This is a genomic window from Polaribacter sp. L3A8, from assembly GCF_009796785.1.
Lineage (GTDB): Bacteria > Bacteroidota > Bacteroidia > Flavobacteriales > Flavobacteriaceae > Polaribacter.
Genome location: NZ_CP047026.1, coordinates 2,592,940 through 2,611,285, shown reverse-complemented (window position 1 = coordinate 2,611,285; position 18,346 = coordinate 2,592,940). Strand labels below are relative to the sequence as shown.

Sequence of the window (18,346 nt, the reverse complement as noted above, 5' to 3'; positions counted from 1 at the left end):
TTTGTCCTTTTATATGTTGAAATCAGTGAAATATCAATTTAAAAATCTGGAGCAACCGTAAAGTTCATTATTTTATTTGTTGATGGATGTCTAAACTCAATGAATTCTGCATGTAAATGCAACCTATTTTCTTTTTTTCCGTATAAATCATCACCTACAATCGGTGTGTTTAGTCCATTTTTATGAGCAGCATGTACTCTTAATTGATGAGTTCGTCCTGTAATTGGGTAGAAGTGAATTTTGGTTTTTTCATTTTCTTTTTTAATGACTTTCCAATCTGTTTCAGCATTTTTTCCGTGAACAAAATCGACTAATTGTTTGGGTCTGTCATCTAAATCTACACGTAATGGAAGTTTTATTTTTCCGCTTTCTTCAGTTAAATTACCATCTAATAAAGCAACATATCGTTTTTTTACAGTTCTGTTTATAAACTGACTTTGTAAAACTTTATTAGCTTCTTTGGTTTTGGTTAATAGTAAAATTCCGGAAGTAGACATGTCTAATCTGTGTACAATTAACGGACCTGTTGCGTTTGGGTATTTCTCCTTAATTCGAGTGTATACAGAGTCTGTAATATCTTTACCGGGTACAGATAAAAACTCAGTAGGTTTGTTTACAACCAATAAAACATCATCTTCATAAATGATTTCTAAAGTTTGTTTTTCTGCTAAATTTTCTAATAATAAATTATCGTCCATTTTAACACCATCTAACATATGTGTTAAAATGGGTTTGCATCTTCCTTGGCAAGCCGGATAATAGTTTTTATGTTTTCTAATTGCTGAGTTTGGCGAAATTCCCCACCAAAATTCAGCCATGCAAATAGGTGTTAAGTCGTTTAAAAAAGCGTGTTGTAATAATTTGGGTGCAGAACATTCTCCAGAACCAGCGGGTGGTTTTATGTCAGGATTGTTGAAAATGTCTAATAAATTACGCGGCTCTTTCTTTTGATTTAAGAAAGCATACTTACTAAAAAGTGTTTGTTGTAGGTAGTTAGATTTTTCTTTTCTTTCTTTTTTTAAGGAGGAAATTTTATCTTCAAAAAGTATTAATTCTGTTCTTTTTTTTGCAATTTTATCTTCGTAATATTCTACAAGTTCTTTGTAGTAGAACTGGTTATTAAAACTCTCTTGAACTAACGTTTTATTTAAAACATTAAAATCAGCTTCATTTAAAGTGGCTAACCCATTTGTTTTCTTAGTTTTTCTGTTTTTTTTCTGAAGTTTCATTTTTCTTCTCTCCAGCATTAAATCGTCTTCTATTTCTTCTGATAGTTTTTGAACAGATTTTTTTAGCTTTAAATATCCTTTATCCTTTTTTAAAATAGATAATTGTGCGTTTATTTTGTCTATTTCTTGTTCTCCTTTTATATAGAAACTACCTTCTGTTCTCATATTAAAAACAGGAGGTACAAATTTGTTAGGTAAGCTTTTATCAGCTAACTTCCCAGAAAAGGCGGCTAAATAGCCAATTTCATTTTGTTGATTTTTAACTACTAAAACGCCAAACATTTTACCAATTGGCAATTCATTTTCTATTTCTGTAAGTCCAAAATTATGTGTAAAATCAGTTTGGTTCTCTAAATATTCTTGGAGCTCATTTGCTGCAATTTTAGCCAACGTATGAGGTTGGTAATAAAAAGGGAATGTAAATTTTTCTGGAAGTTGAATTCTAGAAAAGTCTGCTTTAAAATTTTGGAAATAATTCAATATGTAAAATTAGGAAGTTAAAGACGAAACGTTGCACGTTGCAATCTGTCATTTATAGATTTACCCAAACCTGATTCAGGAAATCGTTCTGCAATAATTACATCCAGTTTTTTACTGTCTAATTCGTGTAATGAATCATATAATTTTGATGCAGCTTCATGCAAATCCCCTTTTTCTGATAAAATTATCTCAGTAAGATCAGTATCACTTAAAGAGTTCTTAAAAACCAAAACGCCAATTTTTTTTCCTTGATGATTTTTAACTTCAGCAGCAACATCATCAACCAAAAAAGTACGTGTACTAGGTGCGTAATGTCTTGCTAACATTCCTGGAGCATCCGGACTTACTTCATCCTTATTTTTTATAGAAATTTTACCAATAACCGCTTCAATATCCTCTAAAGCCAAAGCACCTAATCTATATATAATAGGTTCATCATCTATAAAACCAATAATGGTAGATTCAATTCCGTTTGTGCAAGGGCCACCATCTAAAACTTGTTGAATATCATTTTTAAAATAACGTTCTACGTGTTCTGGTTTTGTTGGGCTAATACTTCCAAAGGGGTTTGCACTTGGTGCTGCTAATGGAAAAGGAAGTTGTCTTAATAACTCTAAAGTTACAGGATGATTAGGAACACGAACCGCAACAGTATCTTTTCCGGCAGTAATAAGATCTGGAATATTTTTATCCTTTTTTAAAACCAATGTCATAGAACCAGGCCAAAATGCAGCTGCTAGTAACTTTGCTTTTTCAGGAATATGTGTTACAATTCCCTCTAAAGAATCTACAGAAGGAATATGTACAATTAAAGGGTTAAAAAACGGACGTTTCTTTGTAGAAAAAATACTTTTTATGGCTTTTTCGCTAAAAATATTTCCTGCCAATCCATAAACGGTTTCTGTAGGTATGGCAACCAATTCTTCATTGGTTAGTAACTGTACTGCTTTTTGTATGTCTTTAGAAATGATGCTCATTGCTTATGTTATAGGCTGCAAATTTAAAGATAAAATAGCACAAATTGGTTTACTTAATTTGATAAGAAATAAAGTTAGTGTCTCATTTTAAATATAAGCTGCATTTTTAATAAAATTTAGCATTTTCTTTAGACTATTTTATTTGTTATGAACGTAGGTTCTTTATATTTGCAAAAAAATAATAAATGCCAAGGCCAAAAAAGAAAAGGAAAGTTAATTGTCCGCCTAAAATGCTTGGTTTTAAACCTTTTGGAATTCGATTTTGTGATACGGAGCATATTGTAATGCAGTATGAAGAATACGAGGCCGTTAAGTTGGTTGTTTATGATAGTTTTTCGCAAGGTATAGCGGCAGAAAAAATGGAAGTTTCTAGACCTACGCTTACCAGGATTTATAACAGTGCTTTAAAAAAAATTGCACAAGCATTTGTAGAGGGAAAATCGATCCTTATAAAAGGAGGGAACTTCGAGTTTGAAAAAGATTGGTATAAATGCAACAACTGTTTCAGGTTAATAGGAGACATCACAAATTCTAAAGTATGTGGAGATTGTTCTTCTGATGAAACTACCGAATTATTAAATTTAAAAGAATAAAAAGAATCATGTGTGTTTATATGCATGATACATTAATATTAATTATTTACGGTTTAAAAATCGATAAATAGTCTCATTAGAGAACGGCGTTCTATGAACGTTTAAATGAAAGTACTTATGACAAATAATATACCAATTGAAGATCAATATAAAAGAACATCTTTATTTGAAAAAGAAAATGTAAATTATTTAGTGCATGTTTTAAAGAGATTTAACACGGTGCCTAAAGTAAACAACATTAATATTATTACTTCTAGCAGTGAACCTAGCATCTTTAAAATAGTACCCAATGAATCGATTATTATTGGTTCATTATATCTAAAAAATCCTGTTTTAGCTTTAGTTTATTTAAGATATGGTATAGAATGGCAGCTTTGGTATAAAGCATTAGGAAACGAAAAAAACGGAACTTCTTTATGTAATATTGCAGCATTAGAAGTAACTAGAATATTTTATAAATTATTACGAAAAGAGGATAAAGAGAAATTAAAAAATCAAGATTATTTTTTAATGAATTTAATTAAAAATGAACAAGATTTAAATGCCGTATATTTATTAAAACATGAGGCTTTACAGGCTATTCATGGATTAAATAATGATAATAAAATATTTGAAGAATCTTGGGAACCAATTATTGAAAACTTAGCAAAACCCACAGAATATTTATTAATGGATGGTGGCGATTTTAGATTGAATATTGATGAGGTAGATTTGTTAAACAAATATGGTTGTAGGCCATTTCCAAGACCAGAAGCATTTACTTTTGCTTCTTCTACGGCAACAAGTGTTTCTAACTTTGCGTATGATAAAACAGATAAAGTAAGAAGTATTTTAATTAAAAATAGCTTAAAAAATGGTTTTAAAGAAACGGCTATAGAGTTTGCAGAATCATTAAAAGATAATCTTAGAAAGATATTTAATTTAAATGATGAGTGTCAGGTTATTTTTTCGCCATCAGGTACAGATTCTTCACTTCAAATAGCAGCAATTACTCAGATTATTACAGACAAAGAAATTACCCATGTTTTGGTAGCTTCTGATGAAACGGGTAGTGGTGTTGCTGGTGCGTTACAAGGACGTCATTTCGAAAATAATACTGCACTTAATTATCCTGTTAAAAAAGGAGATAAAATTGAAGGTTTTAGAGATATCGATTTAATTAAAATTCCTTTTAGAGATGAAAGTGGTCAATTAAAATCTACAGTACAATTAGATGATGAAGTTTTTACAGCCATTTCTGAAACCAATAAATTAGGACGACACATTGTTTTACATGTAATGGATCATTCTAAATTAGGTTATCAATCGCCTAGTAAAGACATGTTAGATAAATTAGATACACTTAAAGGGGTGTCATTACAAGTTCTTGTAGATGCAGCGCAACTTCGATTAGATCCTTTAGATATTCAGAATTATTTAAGCAAAGGATATATTGTTAGTATTACAGGAAGTAAATATTTTACAGGACCTCCGTATTCTGGAGCCTTAATTTTCCCAGAATCTGTTAGTAAATTAATGGACGATGCTAAAAATATATTACCAAAAGGATTAACTGAATATTATAATAATTCAGATTGGCCAACAGCTTGGTTTTGCTCTAAAAACTTATCTGATGGATTTAATTTTGGTTCTTATATGCGTTGGAAAGCTGCCATTGTAGAAATGGATAGATATTACAAAACGCCAATATTATATAGAAATATGGGAATTGAAATGTTTTGCAATTTTGTTGAAGATTCTATAAAAGAAGCTACTTTTTTAGAATTACTTTGTGATGAGGAGGCAAGTGTAAAAACGTATGATAATCAAGAATTCGGGATCAGAAATATCCGAACCATTTTTCCTTTTTTCATCCTTAAAAATAAGGAAGCATTATCTGTAGAAAATGTAAAGAAATTGTATGTGTTGTTAAATTCAGATTTATCTGCTCAGTTTAAAGGAGCGTCTTTAAAGGTAATTAGACTTGCTGCTCAAAAATGTCATATTGGTCAAGCAGTAAATGTAAAATACGGAAACGATTTACAAAGTGCAGTTTTACGAATTAGCTTGGGAGCAAGAGTTATTTCAGAAAGTTGGGTAAATAGAGATATTAGCCTTTATTTTAGAAATATAGAATCTCAAATGGATGAGATTACGGTAATTATTAAGAAAATAGAATTGATTCTTAGCAATCCAGAATTATTAAATTAAAAGATTTTATTAAAATAAATTCCTTTTTTCCCTTTCTAAACTGATAAGAAGTATCGATTTAGAAAGGGATTTTTTTTTAAAATTCTATTTCGTCTTCAAGATCGTCATCAAAGTCTTCATTCTCTTCATTATCATAAGTCGCAGTTGGGCAAAATAGTAAATCCGTTGGGTTGTCAATTTCATACAAATACTCATATCCTTTAGATTCTTTTCTACAAAAAGGCTCTAAAAGGCGCGCCATATTAGTAAAACCATCTAACGTTAAAACACAGAAAAAAGTTTCATTGTCTTCAGATAATATACCTTCATCAGATTTAAATAAACCAAAAATTAAATTGCAATTACGTGGTGAGATAAAATCTACCTGTGCCAAATCTAACTTTTGTTTTTTATTGATAATAGTATCTACAATTAAGTCTCTAAACAAAACGGCTTCTGCTTTGTCAAAATTATATAAACGAACGATATTCTGATCGTGACCATCTATATTTTCAATATAATCTAATTCCATTTTTTATTTTTAATATTCAAAAGAAAAACACTTCGGTAAGCTCAGTATAACATTCAGAATTTTAATGAATGTAATGTTTGTCAGTCTGAGTTTATCTAAGACTCATTCACTTATTTTAATGCGCCTGTAGCCAATTTTCTCCAATGCCAACTTCAACATCTAAAGGAACACTCATTTTAAAAGCATTTTCCATTTCGTACTTTATAATAGGTCTAATAATCTCTAATTCGTCTTTATGTGCATCAAAAACCAATTCATCATGCACTTGCAACAACATTTTAGATTTAAAACCTTCTTTCTCAAAACGGTTATGAATATTAATCATGGCTAATTTTATAATGTCTGCTGCAGAACCTTGTATCGGTGCGTTTACAGCATTTCTTTCTGCGCCACTTCTAACCATAGCGTTTCTAGAATTAATGTCTTTTAAATACCTACGTCTGTTTAAAACAGTTTCTACATAACCATGTTCTCTTGCAAAATCTACTTGTGCAGACATGTATGCTTTTAACTTCGGATAGGTTTCGTAATACGTATCAATTAATTCTTTAGCCTCACTTCTAGATAAATCTGTCTGATTGCTTAATCCGAAAGCAGAAACTCCGTAGACAATTCCAAAATTGACTGTTTTTGCATTACTTCTTTGTTCACGAGTAACTTCATCTAACGGAACATTAAAAACTTTTGCAGCGGTAGAAGCGTGAATATCTTCACCGTTTTTAAAAGCTTCAATCATGTTTTCTTCTTCACTTAAAGCTGCTATAATTCGTAATTCTATTTGAGAATAATCGGCTGCTAACAATACATAGTTTTCATCTCTAGGTATAAACGATTTTCTTACTTCCTTACCACGTTCTGTTCTAATAGGAATGTTCTGTAAATTCGGATTGTTAGAACTTAATCTTCCTGTTGCAGCAACAGCTTGCATATATTCCGTATGAATTCTTCCTGTTTTAGGATTCACTTCATTTGGCAATGCATCTACATAGGTACTTTGTAATTTTTTATACTGACGATATTCTTGAATGTCTCTAATAATTTTATGATCTTTTGCTAAGAATGATAAAATATCTTCTCCTGTTTTATACTGACCTGTTTTTGTCTTTTTTGGTTTTTTAACCAACTCCATTTTTTCGAACAAAACAATTCCTAATTGTTTAGGAGAAGCAATATTAAATTCTTCACCTGCTTGCTCGTAAATATTTTTTTCAAGTCTATCAATGTCGTCTGTTAAGGCAACAGATAAGTCTTTTAAGAAATCAATATTAATGTTAATTCCCTCAATTTCCATGGCAGTTAATACCGAAACTAAAGGCGTTTCTATATCATTAAAAAGGTTGGTTACATTTCCGCTTTCTAATTCGCTTGTAAACAATTGTTTTAATTGAAACGTAATATCTGCATCTTCTACGGCATATTCTGTTTGGTCTGCAAGCGGAACAACACGCATCGTCAATTGGTTCTTTCCTTTTTTACCAATTAAATCTACAATAGAAACTGGTTGATAATTTAAATATGTTTCTGCCAACATATCCATATTATGACGCATATCTGGATTGATCAAGTAATGTGCAATCATGGTATCAAATAATTTCCCTTTTACAGGCATATCATAATTGGATAAAACCTTGATATCATACTTTAAATTATGCCCAATTTTTTCGATTCCATCGGATGTGAAAAACGGACGAAATTCTTCTAAAATTGCTTTGGTTTCTTCTTGGTCTTCTGGGAATGAAACATAATATCCTTTACCAACTTCGTAAGAAAAAGCAATTCCTATTAATTCTACTTCTAAAGCTTTTAAACCTGTAGTTTCTGTATCAAAACAAACAGAAGTTTGTTCCATTAATTTTTTAAGTAATAATTTTCTGGCAAAAGGAGAATCTATATGTTGGTAAAAATGACTTGTATCTTTTATCGTTTTAAAACCAGATGCAATTGCTTCTTCAGAAACACTTCCGCTTCCTGGAGCTGCGAATAAATCAAACTGACCTTCTGGAGCTACTTTTTTGCTTTGCAACGGACTTGAGTCTGTCGTGTTTTTGTTATCTTCTACAGAGTTTGCTTTTTCTGCATTTTCAACTGCAAAAGTTCGTAAGAAATTGGTTAATAAATTTCTGAACTCTAACTCGTTAAAAAGTTCCGTTACTTTTTCTTTATCTGGCTGGTCTAATTCAAAATCTTTAGCATCAAAAGTTACCGGCACATCTAACATAATTGTTGCCAATTGTTTAGAAAGCAAACCTAATTCTCCGTTTGCTTCTATTTTCTCTTTCATTTTTCCTTTTAGCTCATGGGTATTTGCTAACAGATTTTCCATAGAACCGTAAGCAGCCAAAAATTTCTTAGCTGTTTTTTCTCCAACACCTGGTAAACCTGGGATATTATCTGCAGAATCTCCCATCATTCCTAAGAAATCGATGACTTGCTCTGGATTTTCTACACCAAATTTTTCTTTCACTTCATCCACGCCCCAAATATCGTAACCACCACCAAAACGAGGTTTGTACATAAAAATATTCTCAGAAACTAACTGAGCAAAATCCTTATCTGGCGTTACCATATAGGTTTTGTAGCCTTCTTTTTCTGCTTGTTTAGAAAGTGTTCCAATAACATCATCTGCCTCAAAACCTTCTTTTACCATAATAGGAATGTGCATGGCTTTTAAAATTTCTTGAATGTAAGGCACTGCTAACTTAATAGCTTCCGGAGTTTCATCTCTGTTGGCTTTATAAGCTTCAAACATTTCTACTCTGTCTACACTTCCGCCTTTATCAAAACAAACCGCTAAATGATCTGGTCTTTCACGTTTTATAACGTCTAAAAGAGAATTCATAAACCCCATAATTGCAGAAGTATCCAATCCTTTAGAGTTTATTCTTGGGTTCTTTATAAAAGCATAATATCCTCTAAAAATTAATGCAAAAGCATCCACTAAAAAAACTCTTTTTTGATCTGACATTATATTGGTTTTGTGGTTTAAATGATGATAATTTGACCTCAAAAATAGTGTTTTTTGAGATTCGAGAAAGGTACAAAACTTTAACAAGACGTTAAAATCCATTCGATATTTAAACAGTTATCTTTGCTAACATTTTAAAATAGATCTATGCCACGTTGGGTTTTTCCTTTAATCATATTAACAATTGTTATTATACTTGTAGAAGTTTATACATTTCAAGCATTTAAAACGGTTTCTAAAAGTAAAATAGTTCGTTATTCTTTTCTATTAGTAAGTATTGCGGTTTACATTAATTTCTTTATAAACATAATTACGTATTCTAGAAGCGAAGGGCAAACGCCACAATTTCAGATGGCAATGGGGTTGTTGTTAACCGTTTCTATACCCAAACTTGTTATTATCATATTACTTTTTGGAGAAGATGCATATCGTTGGGTTTTAAAACTATTTTCTGCTGTTTCAAGCGAACAAACAAAATCTTTAGTTGGTAGAAGAAAGTTTATTTCTCAATTAGCTTTAGGGTTGGCAGCCATACCTTTTGCAGCTTTTATTTACGGAATTATTCAAGGAAAATACAATTACAAAGTTTTAAAGTACCAATTGAGTTTTAAAGATTTACCTGATGCTTTCGATGGATTTACAATCACTCAAATTTCCGATATACATTCTGGTAGTTTTACTAATAAAGAAAAAATACAATACGGAGTCGATTTAATCAATCAACAAAAATCGGATATCATGTTGTTTACAGGAGATATTGTAAATAACAAAGCCGATGAAATGGACAATTGGATGGATGTTTTTGATAAGTTGGAGGCAAAGGAAGGCAAATATTCTATTCTAGGAAACCATGATTATGGCGATTATATGGATTGGGGTAATCCGCAAGACAAAATAGACAACTTTCAAAAAGTAAAAGATATTCATCAAAAAATAGGATTCGATTTATTGTTAGATGAACACCGTTATTTAGAAAAAGACGGACAAAAAATTGCTCTAGTAGGTGTAGAAAATTGGGGAAAAGGATTTAACCAAGCAGGCGATTTGGCAAAAGCCTCTGCAAACATCAAAAAAGAAGATTTTAAAATATTAATGTCTCACGATCCAAGTCATTGGGAGTATAAAGTAAAAGAAGATCCTTTTAATTATCAGCTTACTTTAAGTGGGCATACACATGGTTTGCAAATGGGTATCGAAATTCCGGGTTGGTTAAAATGGAGTCCTTCTAAATACGTTTACAAACAATGGGCAGGTTTGTATGAAGAATATGGCAGATACATTAATGTAAACCGAGGTTTTGGGTACCATGCATTTCCGGGTAGAGTAGGTATTTGGCCAGAAATTACGGTGATAGAATTGAAGAAAGCCTGATACTCAGGTTGTTTAATTACTTTTCTTTATCTTTGTTTAATTACAAATAGATATTTACGCATTTTCCCTCTTTAAAAATTTATATTATGGCAAAATTTGGTGAATTAATTAGTACTGAAAAGCCTGTTTTAATCGACTTTTATACAGATTGGAATGATACGGATAACACGATACATACCTTAAGAGATGTCGCTTCCGTATTAGGTGCAAAAGCCAAAGTAATTAAAATAGACATAAAAAAGAATGAAACTCTTGCAGATGCTTTGCAGGTAAAGGGAAGCCCTACTTTTATGATTTATAAAAATGGCCAAATGAAATGGCGTCAAACCGGTTTGCAAGACGCAAATACCTTAATTGGTTTGGTAAAAGAATACCTTTAATTTTTTTAGAAGCTATTTCCTGCTTTCACTACTCGCTTTTTTTACCCTAAAAAGGAATAAAAAAGAGCTCAAACAGATAGCCTGTCTTGAGCGAAGGCGAAAGGTTCAATCAGGGCTAGAGCTTGTTTGCTAACCTTTGTTATTTCGGGGAACGAAGCAATCTCTTGTATATGAACTATATGTGTTAATTTCTTCAGAAATCTGTATCGAGATAAAATTAAGAAAACTAAACTTTTAGATTTCTCAATCGCAAAAAAGTTCATTTCTAAATGACATTTGGAGGCGTAATTCACCTTTTTTACAGTAAAATACGCTATATTTTTGTGTTACTATTTGGTTGGTAGTATAAGTAAAACGATCCGTCATTGCGAGGCACGAAGCAATCTCTATTTTCACTTACTGTCACATCGAGTGGATTTTATTTTTTATGAAATTAGTATCGAGATGCGATCCTTAAAATTAAGGAAAGTTATAAGATTTCTCAATCGCAAAAAAGCTCATTTCGAAATGACAATTTGGGCATTTTATATCGACTTAAAAACAAACCCTTTATCAGAAAAATGTTTTAATACTTTTGGTAATGCGTATTGCATTCTTTCGGCAGCTTTAACACTATCATGAAAAACAATAATACTTCCTGCTTTGGTGTTTTTTAAAACATTGTTTAAGCATTTTTCATTAGAAATTGTTGTGTCAAAATCAGCAGATAAAACACTCCACATAATAATTTTATAGCCTCTTTTTAGGAGTTCTTTAGCTTGTGCTTTTTTTATTTTTCCGTAAGGCGGTCTGAAAATTTTTAAGTTTTGAGTTTTAAGTTTTAAGTTCTTAAATTCTTTAGAGATAACATGCTCACACGTTAAAGTATTCTCAATATAGGTAGCATTGTTGGTTTGCCAACCTTTTAAATGGTTTTGTGTATGGTTTCCTATAGAATGCCCGTCTGAAATTATATCCTTAAAAATTTCAGGATGATTTTGGATGTTTTTTCCAATACAAAAAAATGTGGCTTTTGCGTTGTATTTCTTTAATTCAGCTAAAACAAATTGAGTAATTTTGGGCGTTGGTCCATCATCAAAAGTAAGAAAAATCTCTTTTTTATCAGAATTAAAACGCCACGTATATTTAGAGAATAATCTCATAATAAAACGTGGCGTTTCGGGGAAATAACTTTTCATTTATAAAATATTATTCTTCATCCGGAATAAGATGATTAAATAGCTTTACAATATTTATAAATTCGTTTTGTAAAGCATCTAAATATTTTTTATCAACTTCACCTGCTTCTGCCTGACTAATAATATTTCTGTACATGTACAGCGTTGTATCTATTTCATCAAAAATAAGTTCTGTATCCTCTTTAGAGAAAGTACTTAACCAAAGTAATTTTTCTTTAAATAAATCAACTAATGTTCTAGATGTTTCTCTTGCTTTTTTAGTGTCTTTTAAACGGTAATACGCTTCTGGATACCCTAATGATAAACTATAGTGATCAAAGTCTTTAATTGGCATTTTATCTAAAGACAAGTCTAAGATTTCTAATGCTTTTGCAGTATCTCCTTCTTTACCAAAAGCTTCAGACAAACGCAATAAACTATTACGCATAGAAATTGAATTTCTTTTGGTTTGTTCGTCTAAATAAATTTTACCGTCATTAATATTTCTCCAATTCCATTTCTGAATGTTTGTATACATTTTTTCTGGGTCAATTCTACCCATGTCAAACAAACTCTTTTTAGCCATTGGCGTTTTAATTGGTACTAATTTATAAGCCAAACCATCTAATTGTAAGTAGTCTTTTAACCAAAGATATTCTTCGGCAGCATTTGCACCACCTGTAAAATAAATAGGTCGTTCCCAATTGTTATTGGCAAGAATATCTAACATTAAAATTCTATTTTTAAACAAGGCTCTATTATCAATAGTAATATCAATATAAGGCACAATTTTATCTGCATCCTTTTGAGCTACAATTCCGTTTTTTAAGACCATTTGTTTGTTAACAGGAATTCTAATTTTATTAGTTGGATAAAACTTTTCTTTCTGACCGTTTTCTGTTTCAACATACGTAGCATCACTATCAGAAGCAATCCAACGCATAAAGTTTTTAATGGTCATTACAGAATCTTTAAAACGAGGATGATCCATTGAATAAGCAACGTCTAAAGTTCCGTATTTATATTGATCGTGTTTTAATTGAGATGGAATAGGAGCTGCTTTATAAGTAGCTCGTTTCATCTGATCTATGTACCAATCGGTTGCAAAAAGTGATGTGTTTACAAGTTTTATATCTGTTCTTATGTTTTCTACCTCTTGCATGTACCAAAGCGGAAAAGTATCATTGTCGCCAATGGTAAACATAATAGCATTTTTGTCACAACTTTCTAAATAAGCTTGTGCGTTTAAATGTGTTGTGTATCTGTTAGATCTGTCGTGATCATCCCAATTTTGAGAAGCCATTAAAGTTGGTACTGCTAAAAGAGACACTAAAGAAACCGCAATGGCAACCATTTTTTTATTAGCAAAATTCTTTAAATATTCATATAAAGCAAGTACGCCAAAACCAATCCAGATGGCAAAAATGTAAAAACTTCCTACAACTGCATAATCTCTTTCTCTTGGTTCAAAAGGCCTTGGATTTGTGTAAAAAATAATGGCAAAACCCGTAAAAGCAAAGAATAGGAAAAGTGTGAAGAAATTCTTTTTATCCCATTTAATTTGGTAAAGCAATCCTATAATTCCTAAAATTAAAGGTAAAAAGTAATATTTGTTTCTTCCTTTATTGTTTAATACTTGCGAAGGAAGTTCCTTTTGAGAACCCAATCGTACTTCATCAATGGCAGTAATTCCGCTAAGCCAATTTCCATTAAAAGCATCTAAGTTTCCTTGAATATCATTTTGTCTTCCTACAAAATTCCACATAAAATAACGTCCATACATGTAGCCAAATTGGTAGCTCATCATAAACTTTATGTTTTCTGAAAATGTGGGTCTACGTTTACTGTTTTGCGGAATTCCGGCAATAGATTTGTACATTTTTTCTGATGCAGAATTTACCATTCTAGGTATAAATCCTTTGTGCTTATCAGACCAATTTGGTACTACTCCTTCGTAATTATTTACAATTTCGTATTTGCCGTTTCTTTTTTCGTACTTAGGCTTATCATCCTTGTAAGGCTTGTTTTCATCTTGTGTTCTTTCATAAGAGTTAGAATAATAAGTATCATAAAAAACATTGGCATCACCATATTGTTCACGATCATAATAGGCTAATAACTCACGAGCACTAGACGGGTTGTTTTCATTAATTGTAGTATTTGCATTTGCTCTAATTGGTAACATCATCCAAGAAGAGAAACCAATCATAATAAACAATACAGATAGTATTAAGGTATTTGCGTGTATTTTGTTTTTTTTACGTGTAAAATTTAATCCGAAATAGAACAATGCTACCAAAATTAAGGCAGCTATAATACTTCCAGAATTATAAGGCATTCCTATTGAGTTGATAAAAAATAACTCAGAAGCACTAAAGAATTTTAATGTAAAAGGAAATAGAAATTTAAAAACAAACATTAGCGCAATAACAGAAATTACGGTTGCTATTGCAGTTGTTTTTAAGTTGATTTCTTTATACGTTTTAAAGAAATAGAGCATTACAATGGCAGGAATTACCAATAATGATAGAATGTGTACTCCAAACGATAAACCAACAACAAAACTGATTAGAATTAACCATTTGTTACCTCTAGCAGTATGTATTTCACTTTCCCATTTTAAACCTAGCCAGAATAATAATGCCATTAAAAATGATGACATTGCATATACTTCTCCTTCTACAGCACTAAACCAGAAACTGTCTGAAAACGTATACGCTAAAGAACCTACAATAGAACTCCCTAAAATGGCAATGTATTTTCCTTCGGAAATAGCACCTGTTTTTAAAGATAATTTCTTTGCTAAGTTACTTATGGTCCAAAACATAAACAAAATAGTAAATGCACTTGCCAAGGCAGACATAAAGTTTACCATTTTAGCAATTTGGTCTAAACTAGAAGTAAACATTGCAAAAAATGCGCCCAACATTTGAAACAAAGGTGCTCCTGGTGGGTGACCAACTTCTAACTTTACTGAGGTAGAAATGTATTCTCCACAATCCCAGGCACTCACAGTTGGCTCTAAGGTTAGGGTATATGTAATTAAAGCAATTACAAATGTAGCCCATCCTAAGATGATGTTCCATTTTTTAAAATTTGCTGATGTCATAGTCTTTTAATAAGTTGTGGCGAATTTACTAATAAATATGAATAAAAATAGTTGAGAAGCGCTTTTATAACTGATAATTTCATCTTAAATGTTTGTTAAATGAAAAAAAAATAAAAAAATGTTTGCGTGTTCTAAATAAAGGTTTAAATTTGCACCCGCATTAGAGTATTGGCCTATGGTGTAATTGGTAACACACCGGTTTTTGGTACCGACATTCAAGGTTCGAGTCCTTGTAGGCCAACAAAAAAATCCTAACAATTTAAATTGTTAGGATTTTTTACATTTAGAAAGTTTTTTTCTAAGTGATATTAATATCTATAAGTTTCCTTTTTTGTTATTTGATTAGTTCGCTAGGTTTTATGCCAAATCTTTTTGTAAAAGCTTTATTAAAATAATCTGTACTATTTAAACCAATAGCAAACGTAACTTCTTTTATTGTTTGGTATTCATTTTTTAAAATTAATTCATAGGCTTTTAATAAACGTATTTCTAAGATAATTTTTACAGTAGATAAGCCTGTTTTTGCTTGTAAAATTCTTCCCAATTGTTTTGTGCTGTAATTGCAGGCTGTGGCTAAGTCATTTACAGAAAACTCTGAGTTGTTTAAGTTTTCTAAAATAATAGATCTTACTTTATTAACAAATTCAGAATTATAACTAGTCATTTCTATGTCATTATAGTTAATGTTTTGCAATTTGTCTCTGTATATTTTATTTTCTAGGAGATTATAAATTCTAGATTGAATTTCTTTTGCTTTAAATGGTTTTACTATAAAGTCATCAATACCAAGAGTAAGTTTTAAAGCTTCTGTTTCTTCTGGTGGTGATGCAGACATCAATATAAAAGGAGTTTCTTTATACTTGTCTAACTTGTTTAATTCTTCTTTAAATTTAAATCCTTGCATAATAGGCATGTATAAATCAGATAAAACTAAATTAAATTGATATGCCTTAGCTAATGTTAACCCGTCTTTACCATTGTAACAGGTAAAACAATTAAACTCTGTAGAAAGTAATTCTTTTAAGTAAATTAAAATATCTGTATTGTCGTCTACGATTAGAATTTTAGGTAAATTTCTTTTTTTCGAATCTTTTTCTTTTTCAGTGTCTTCTTTTTCGTTAATTAAAATATAGTCAGAAGTGTTTTCTGTAACTTGTAGGTCATTATTTTTATCAAGCGTTAAGGTTACTGTAAATGTAGTGCCTTTATTTTTTTTACTTTTTACGTCTATTTTTCCGTTTAAATTTTTTATTAATTCAGAAACTAAAGAAAGACCAATACCAAAGCCACCAGAATTTATGTGTTCTTTAGATTGAAAGAATCTTGAAAATATATGAGGAATTTCTTCTTCAGAGATTCCTATACCAGTATCTTTTATGGTAATTAATAATTCGTTTTTATTCACTAAAGTTTCTACATAAATAGTTTCGCCCGTATGTGTGTATTTTATAGCATTGGTAATTAGGTTATGTATAATTTTGGTAAGACTATTGTAATCGTAGGTTAAATTCTTATTGGTGGCTTTTATATTTGTTTTGTAGTATAAATTTATACGTTTTAAAGTTACGTTGCCTTCAAAAGAATAAACTATTTTTTTTAGAAATGCACCTAAGTTTTTAGATTCTGTATTCGATATTATTTTTTTATTCTCTAATTTTAATAAGGTTAAAAAATCGTTAAGCGAAGTAGTTAATTGTTCGCTACTTTTAAGTGTTTTATTTGTATAATCTAGTATTTTGGCGTTGTCAAAAATATTTTGCCTAATCAAGCTTAAATACCCAATAATAATAGTAATTGGTGTTCTTATCTCGTGAGATAGGTTTTGTATGTATAAGTTTTTAAGGGCAACTATTTCTTTGTTTTTTTCTAGCTCTAAATTTAAAATATACCTCTTTTTATTTCTAGTATGAGAGATTCTGTAGAAAGTAAATAGCAAGATGTAAATTATTGCAATAAAAACATAAATTAAGTATTCTTTTGTTCTTTTATTGATTATTTCTTGGCTCTTATTTTGTGCATTTAGCTTTACAACTTCGTTATCTAGTTTTAGTTTGTAAATAGTTAAATCGTTTGTAATTTTAGATTTTAATGAATTAATAGAATCTAATATGTGATGATGTTTTTCTTTGTATTGTAACGCTAATTTATAGTTACCTGTAGCTTTGTAAAATTTTGAATATGATTTGTTTATAGAGATATCTGTGTTTTTATTGATGGTGCTGTCTTTTTTTAGAAGATCTACATAATAAGCCGCTTTTTCTAAATCGTTTTTTTGTAAGTAGATAGTTAAGTAATGGCCGTTTTTAAATTGTTCGAATTCCTTAAAATTATTATATTTTTCATCATATGCTTTCTTTAAGCAAGCAATAGCTTCATCATAGTTTCCGCAATCCAGATGTATAAGCATACTTTCTTTGTAATAATCTGCTAACGTATTTAAATTATTAACTCCGTCTAAGTTAATTGATTTTATAATAGAAAGCGCTTTTTTACAATCACCTCCAGCAGATATCCAAGATGCTTTCATTGTTTTAAATGAAATTTCTAAAAGTCTATAATCTTTAGGAATAAGCTCTTTTTTGTAACTATTAAAGCGAGCTTCAAAAATAGCAATGGTTTCTTCTGTATAAGTTGGTAAATCGTACGCTATGTATGTAGAAGCCAGCATTATTATAGTTTCTAATTCGTCTATCTTAGCATTTGCTTTATCAAAGTAATCAATACTTTTATTAAAGTTTTTTACTGCATTAGCGATATCATTTTTTTGATTACTTAGATATCCTACATGTTTTATAGTGCGTGCTAACGTGTAGTAATCGCTATTATTTTTTTCTAATAATGTATGATAATATTTAATAGAATCTACTTTAGCCTCTGGCAAAAAAATATTTTCTATTAAGCTAATAACTGTATTGGTATATATTTTTTTAATAGCTTTACCTGTCTTCGTTTCTTTTTCTTGGTTAGAAAACGAGCTTTTTATACGGTTTAGCTGATGTAGAAGTTTGTAAATTCTATTTTTTGTAGTGTCAATAGATACAATTGCAGTTTCTAATTGAAGTTTAGTTAGTTTTTTCTTTATAGTTACAGTGTCAATATTTGTTTGCGCTTTTGTAAGTAGAGATAAGCATAAAAAAAAGTAAAAAAATATCGATTTCATTAGAGGGCTTTAATTATGTAAAATTAAACTTTAATATTTTGTAATAATCTGTATTAGTTAGTAATATTTAACTAATGTCTAAAAAAAATAGATAAATGTCTAAAAATAGTGCAAATTAATTTTTTTATGTCTATTCTAAAGTACAATTCGTCTTTTTAAAAGTTTTTTTGTAATATATAAATTGTAACTTTGCAAAGAGTCCCCTAACATTATATTTAGTACAA

Annotated in this window: 11 protein-coding genes and 1 tRNA gene; 5 read left to right on the top strand and 7 right to left on the bottom strand. The window is 30.3% G+C overall.

The window, feature by feature from the left end; genetic code table 11:
* Positions 1-38: 38 nt before the first annotated feature.
* Together GQR92_RS10550 and GQR92_RS10545 are read right to left on the bottom strand one after the other, a co-directional pair.
* Complete coding sequence (locus GQR92_RS10550) at positions 39-1,709, bottom strand: RluA family pseudouridine synthase (RefSeq protein ID WP_158839325.1); 1,671 nt, start codon at positions 1,707-1,709, stop codon at positions 39-41.
* Positions 1,710-1,726: 17 nt separating this feature from the next.
* Positions 1,727-2,686: an L-threonylcarbamoyladenylate synthase gene (locus GQR92_RS10545; protein ID WP_158839323.1), complete on the bottom strand. Its 960-nt coding sequence runs from the start codon at positions 2,684-2,686 to the stop codon at positions 1,727-1,729.
* Positions 2,687-2,871: 185 nt separating this feature from the next.
* On the opposite strand from GQR92_RS10545, the gene GQR92_RS10540 reads away from it, so the two are divergent.
* Positions 2,872-3,279, top strand: coding sequence for a DUF134 domain-containing protein (locus tag GQR92_RS10540; protein WP_158839321.1), 408 nt, complete (start codon positions 2,872-2,874; stop codon positions 3,277-3,279).
* 117 nt (positions 3,280-3,396) lie between these two features.
* Positions 3,397-5,469: a hypothetical protein gene (locus GQR92_RS10535; RefSeq protein ID WP_158839319.1), complete on the top strand. Its 2,073-nt coding sequence runs from the start codon at positions 3,397-3,399 to the stop codon at positions 5,467-5,469.
* Between the two features lie 76 nt (positions 5,470-5,545).
* Here the strand turns inward: GQR92_RS10535 and GQR92_RS10530 are convergent, their stop codons facing one another.
* On the bottom strand, positions 5,546-5,980 hold the full coding sequence (locus GQR92_RS10530) for a hypothetical protein (protein WP_158839317.1): 435 nt from the start codon (positions 5,978-5,980) through the stop codon (positions 5,546-5,548).
* A 115-nt stretch (positions 5,981-6,095) separates the two neighbouring features.
* Positions 6,096-8,945, bottom strand: coding sequence for a DNA polymerase I (gene polA / locus GQR92_RS10525; protein ID WP_158839315.1), 2,850 nt, complete (start codon positions 8,943-8,945; stop codon positions 6,096-6,098).
* 147 nt (positions 8,946-9,092) lie between these two features.
* On the opposite strand from polA, the gene GQR92_RS10520 reads away from it, so the two are divergent.
* On the top strand, positions 9,093-10,316 hold the full coding sequence (locus tag GQR92_RS10520; RefSeq protein ID WP_158839313.1) for a metallophosphoesterase: 1,224 nt from the start codon (positions 9,093-9,095) through the stop codon (positions 10,314-10,316).
* 86 nt (positions 10,317-10,402) lie between these two features.
* A complete protein-coding gene (locus GQR92_RS10515; protein WP_158839311.1) occupies positions 10,403-10,696 on the top strand; it encodes a thioredoxin family protein in 294 nt (97 codons plus the stop codon).
* A gap of 524 nt (positions 10,697-11,220) precedes the next feature.
* On the opposite strand, the gene GQR92_RS10510 is transcribed toward GQR92_RS10515, so the two are convergent.
* Complete coding sequence (locus GQR92_RS10510) at positions 11,221-11,874, bottom strand: polysaccharide deacetylase family protein (RefSeq protein WP_199269126.1); 654 nt, start codon at positions 11,872-11,874, stop codon at positions 11,221-11,223.
* 10 nt (positions 11,875-11,884) lie between these two features.
* The gene (locus GQR92_RS10505; RefSeq protein WP_158839309.1) at positions 11,885-14,962 is read right to left on the bottom strand and encodes a glycosyltransferase family 117 protein; all 3,078 of its coding nucleotides are present in this window, start codon (positions 14,960-14,962) and stop codon (positions 11,885-11,887) included.
* 169 nt (positions 14,963-15,131) lie between these two features.
* Between GQR92_RS10505 and GQR92_RS10500 the strand changes: the two genes are divergently transcribed.
* Positions 15,132-15,203 (top strand) — tRNA-Gln (locus GQR92_RS10500).
* A 93-nt stretch (positions 15,204-15,296) separates the two neighbouring features.
* On the opposite strand, the gene GQR92_RS10495 is transcribed toward GQR92_RS10500, so the two are convergent.
* On the bottom strand, positions 15,297-18,122 hold the full coding sequence (locus tag GQR92_RS10495; protein ID WP_158839307.1) for an ATP-binding protein: 2,826 nt from the start codon (positions 18,120-18,122) through the stop codon (positions 15,297-15,299).
* Positions 18,123-18,346: the final 224 nt, after the last annotated feature.

Coding starts and splice junctions, on each gene's coding strand:
- GQR92_RS10515 (WP_158839311.1), top strand. CDS start 10,403: ATGGCAAAATTTGGTGAATTAATTAGTACTGAAAAGCCTGTTTTAATC.
- polA (WP_158839315.1), bottom strand. CDS start 8,945: ATGTCAGATCAAAAAAGAGTTTTTTTAGTGGATGCTTTTGCATTAATT.
- GQR92_RS10530 (WP_158839317.1), bottom strand. CDS start 5,980: ATGGAATTAGATTATATTGAAAATATAGATGGTCACGATCAGAATATC.
- GQR92_RS10535 (WP_158839319.1), top strand. CDS start 3,397: ATGACAAATAATATACCAATTGAAGATCAATATAAAAGAACATCTTTA.
- GQR92_RS10510 (WP_199269126.1), bottom strand. CDS start 11,874: ATGAAAAGTTATTTCCCCGAAACGCCACGTTTTATTATGAGATTATTC.
- GQR92_RS10540 (WP_158839321.1), top strand. CDS start 2,872: ATGCCAAGGCCAAAAAAGAAAAGGAAAGTTAATTGTCCGCCTAAAATG.
- GQR92_RS10505 (WP_158839309.1), bottom strand. CDS start 14,962: ATGACATCAGCAAATTTTAAAAAATGGAACATCATCTTAGGATGGGCT.
- GQR92_RS10520 (WP_158839313.1), top strand. CDS start 9,093: ATGCCACGTTGGGTTTTTCCTTTAATCATATTAACAATTGTTATTATA.
- GQR92_RS10545 (WP_158839323.1), bottom strand. CDS start 2,686: ATGAGCATCATTTCTAAAGACATACAAAAAGCAGTACAGTTACTAACC.
- GQR92_RS10495 (WP_158839307.1), bottom strand. CDS start 18,122: ATGAAATCGATATTTTTTTACTTTTTTTTATGCTTATCTCTACTTACA.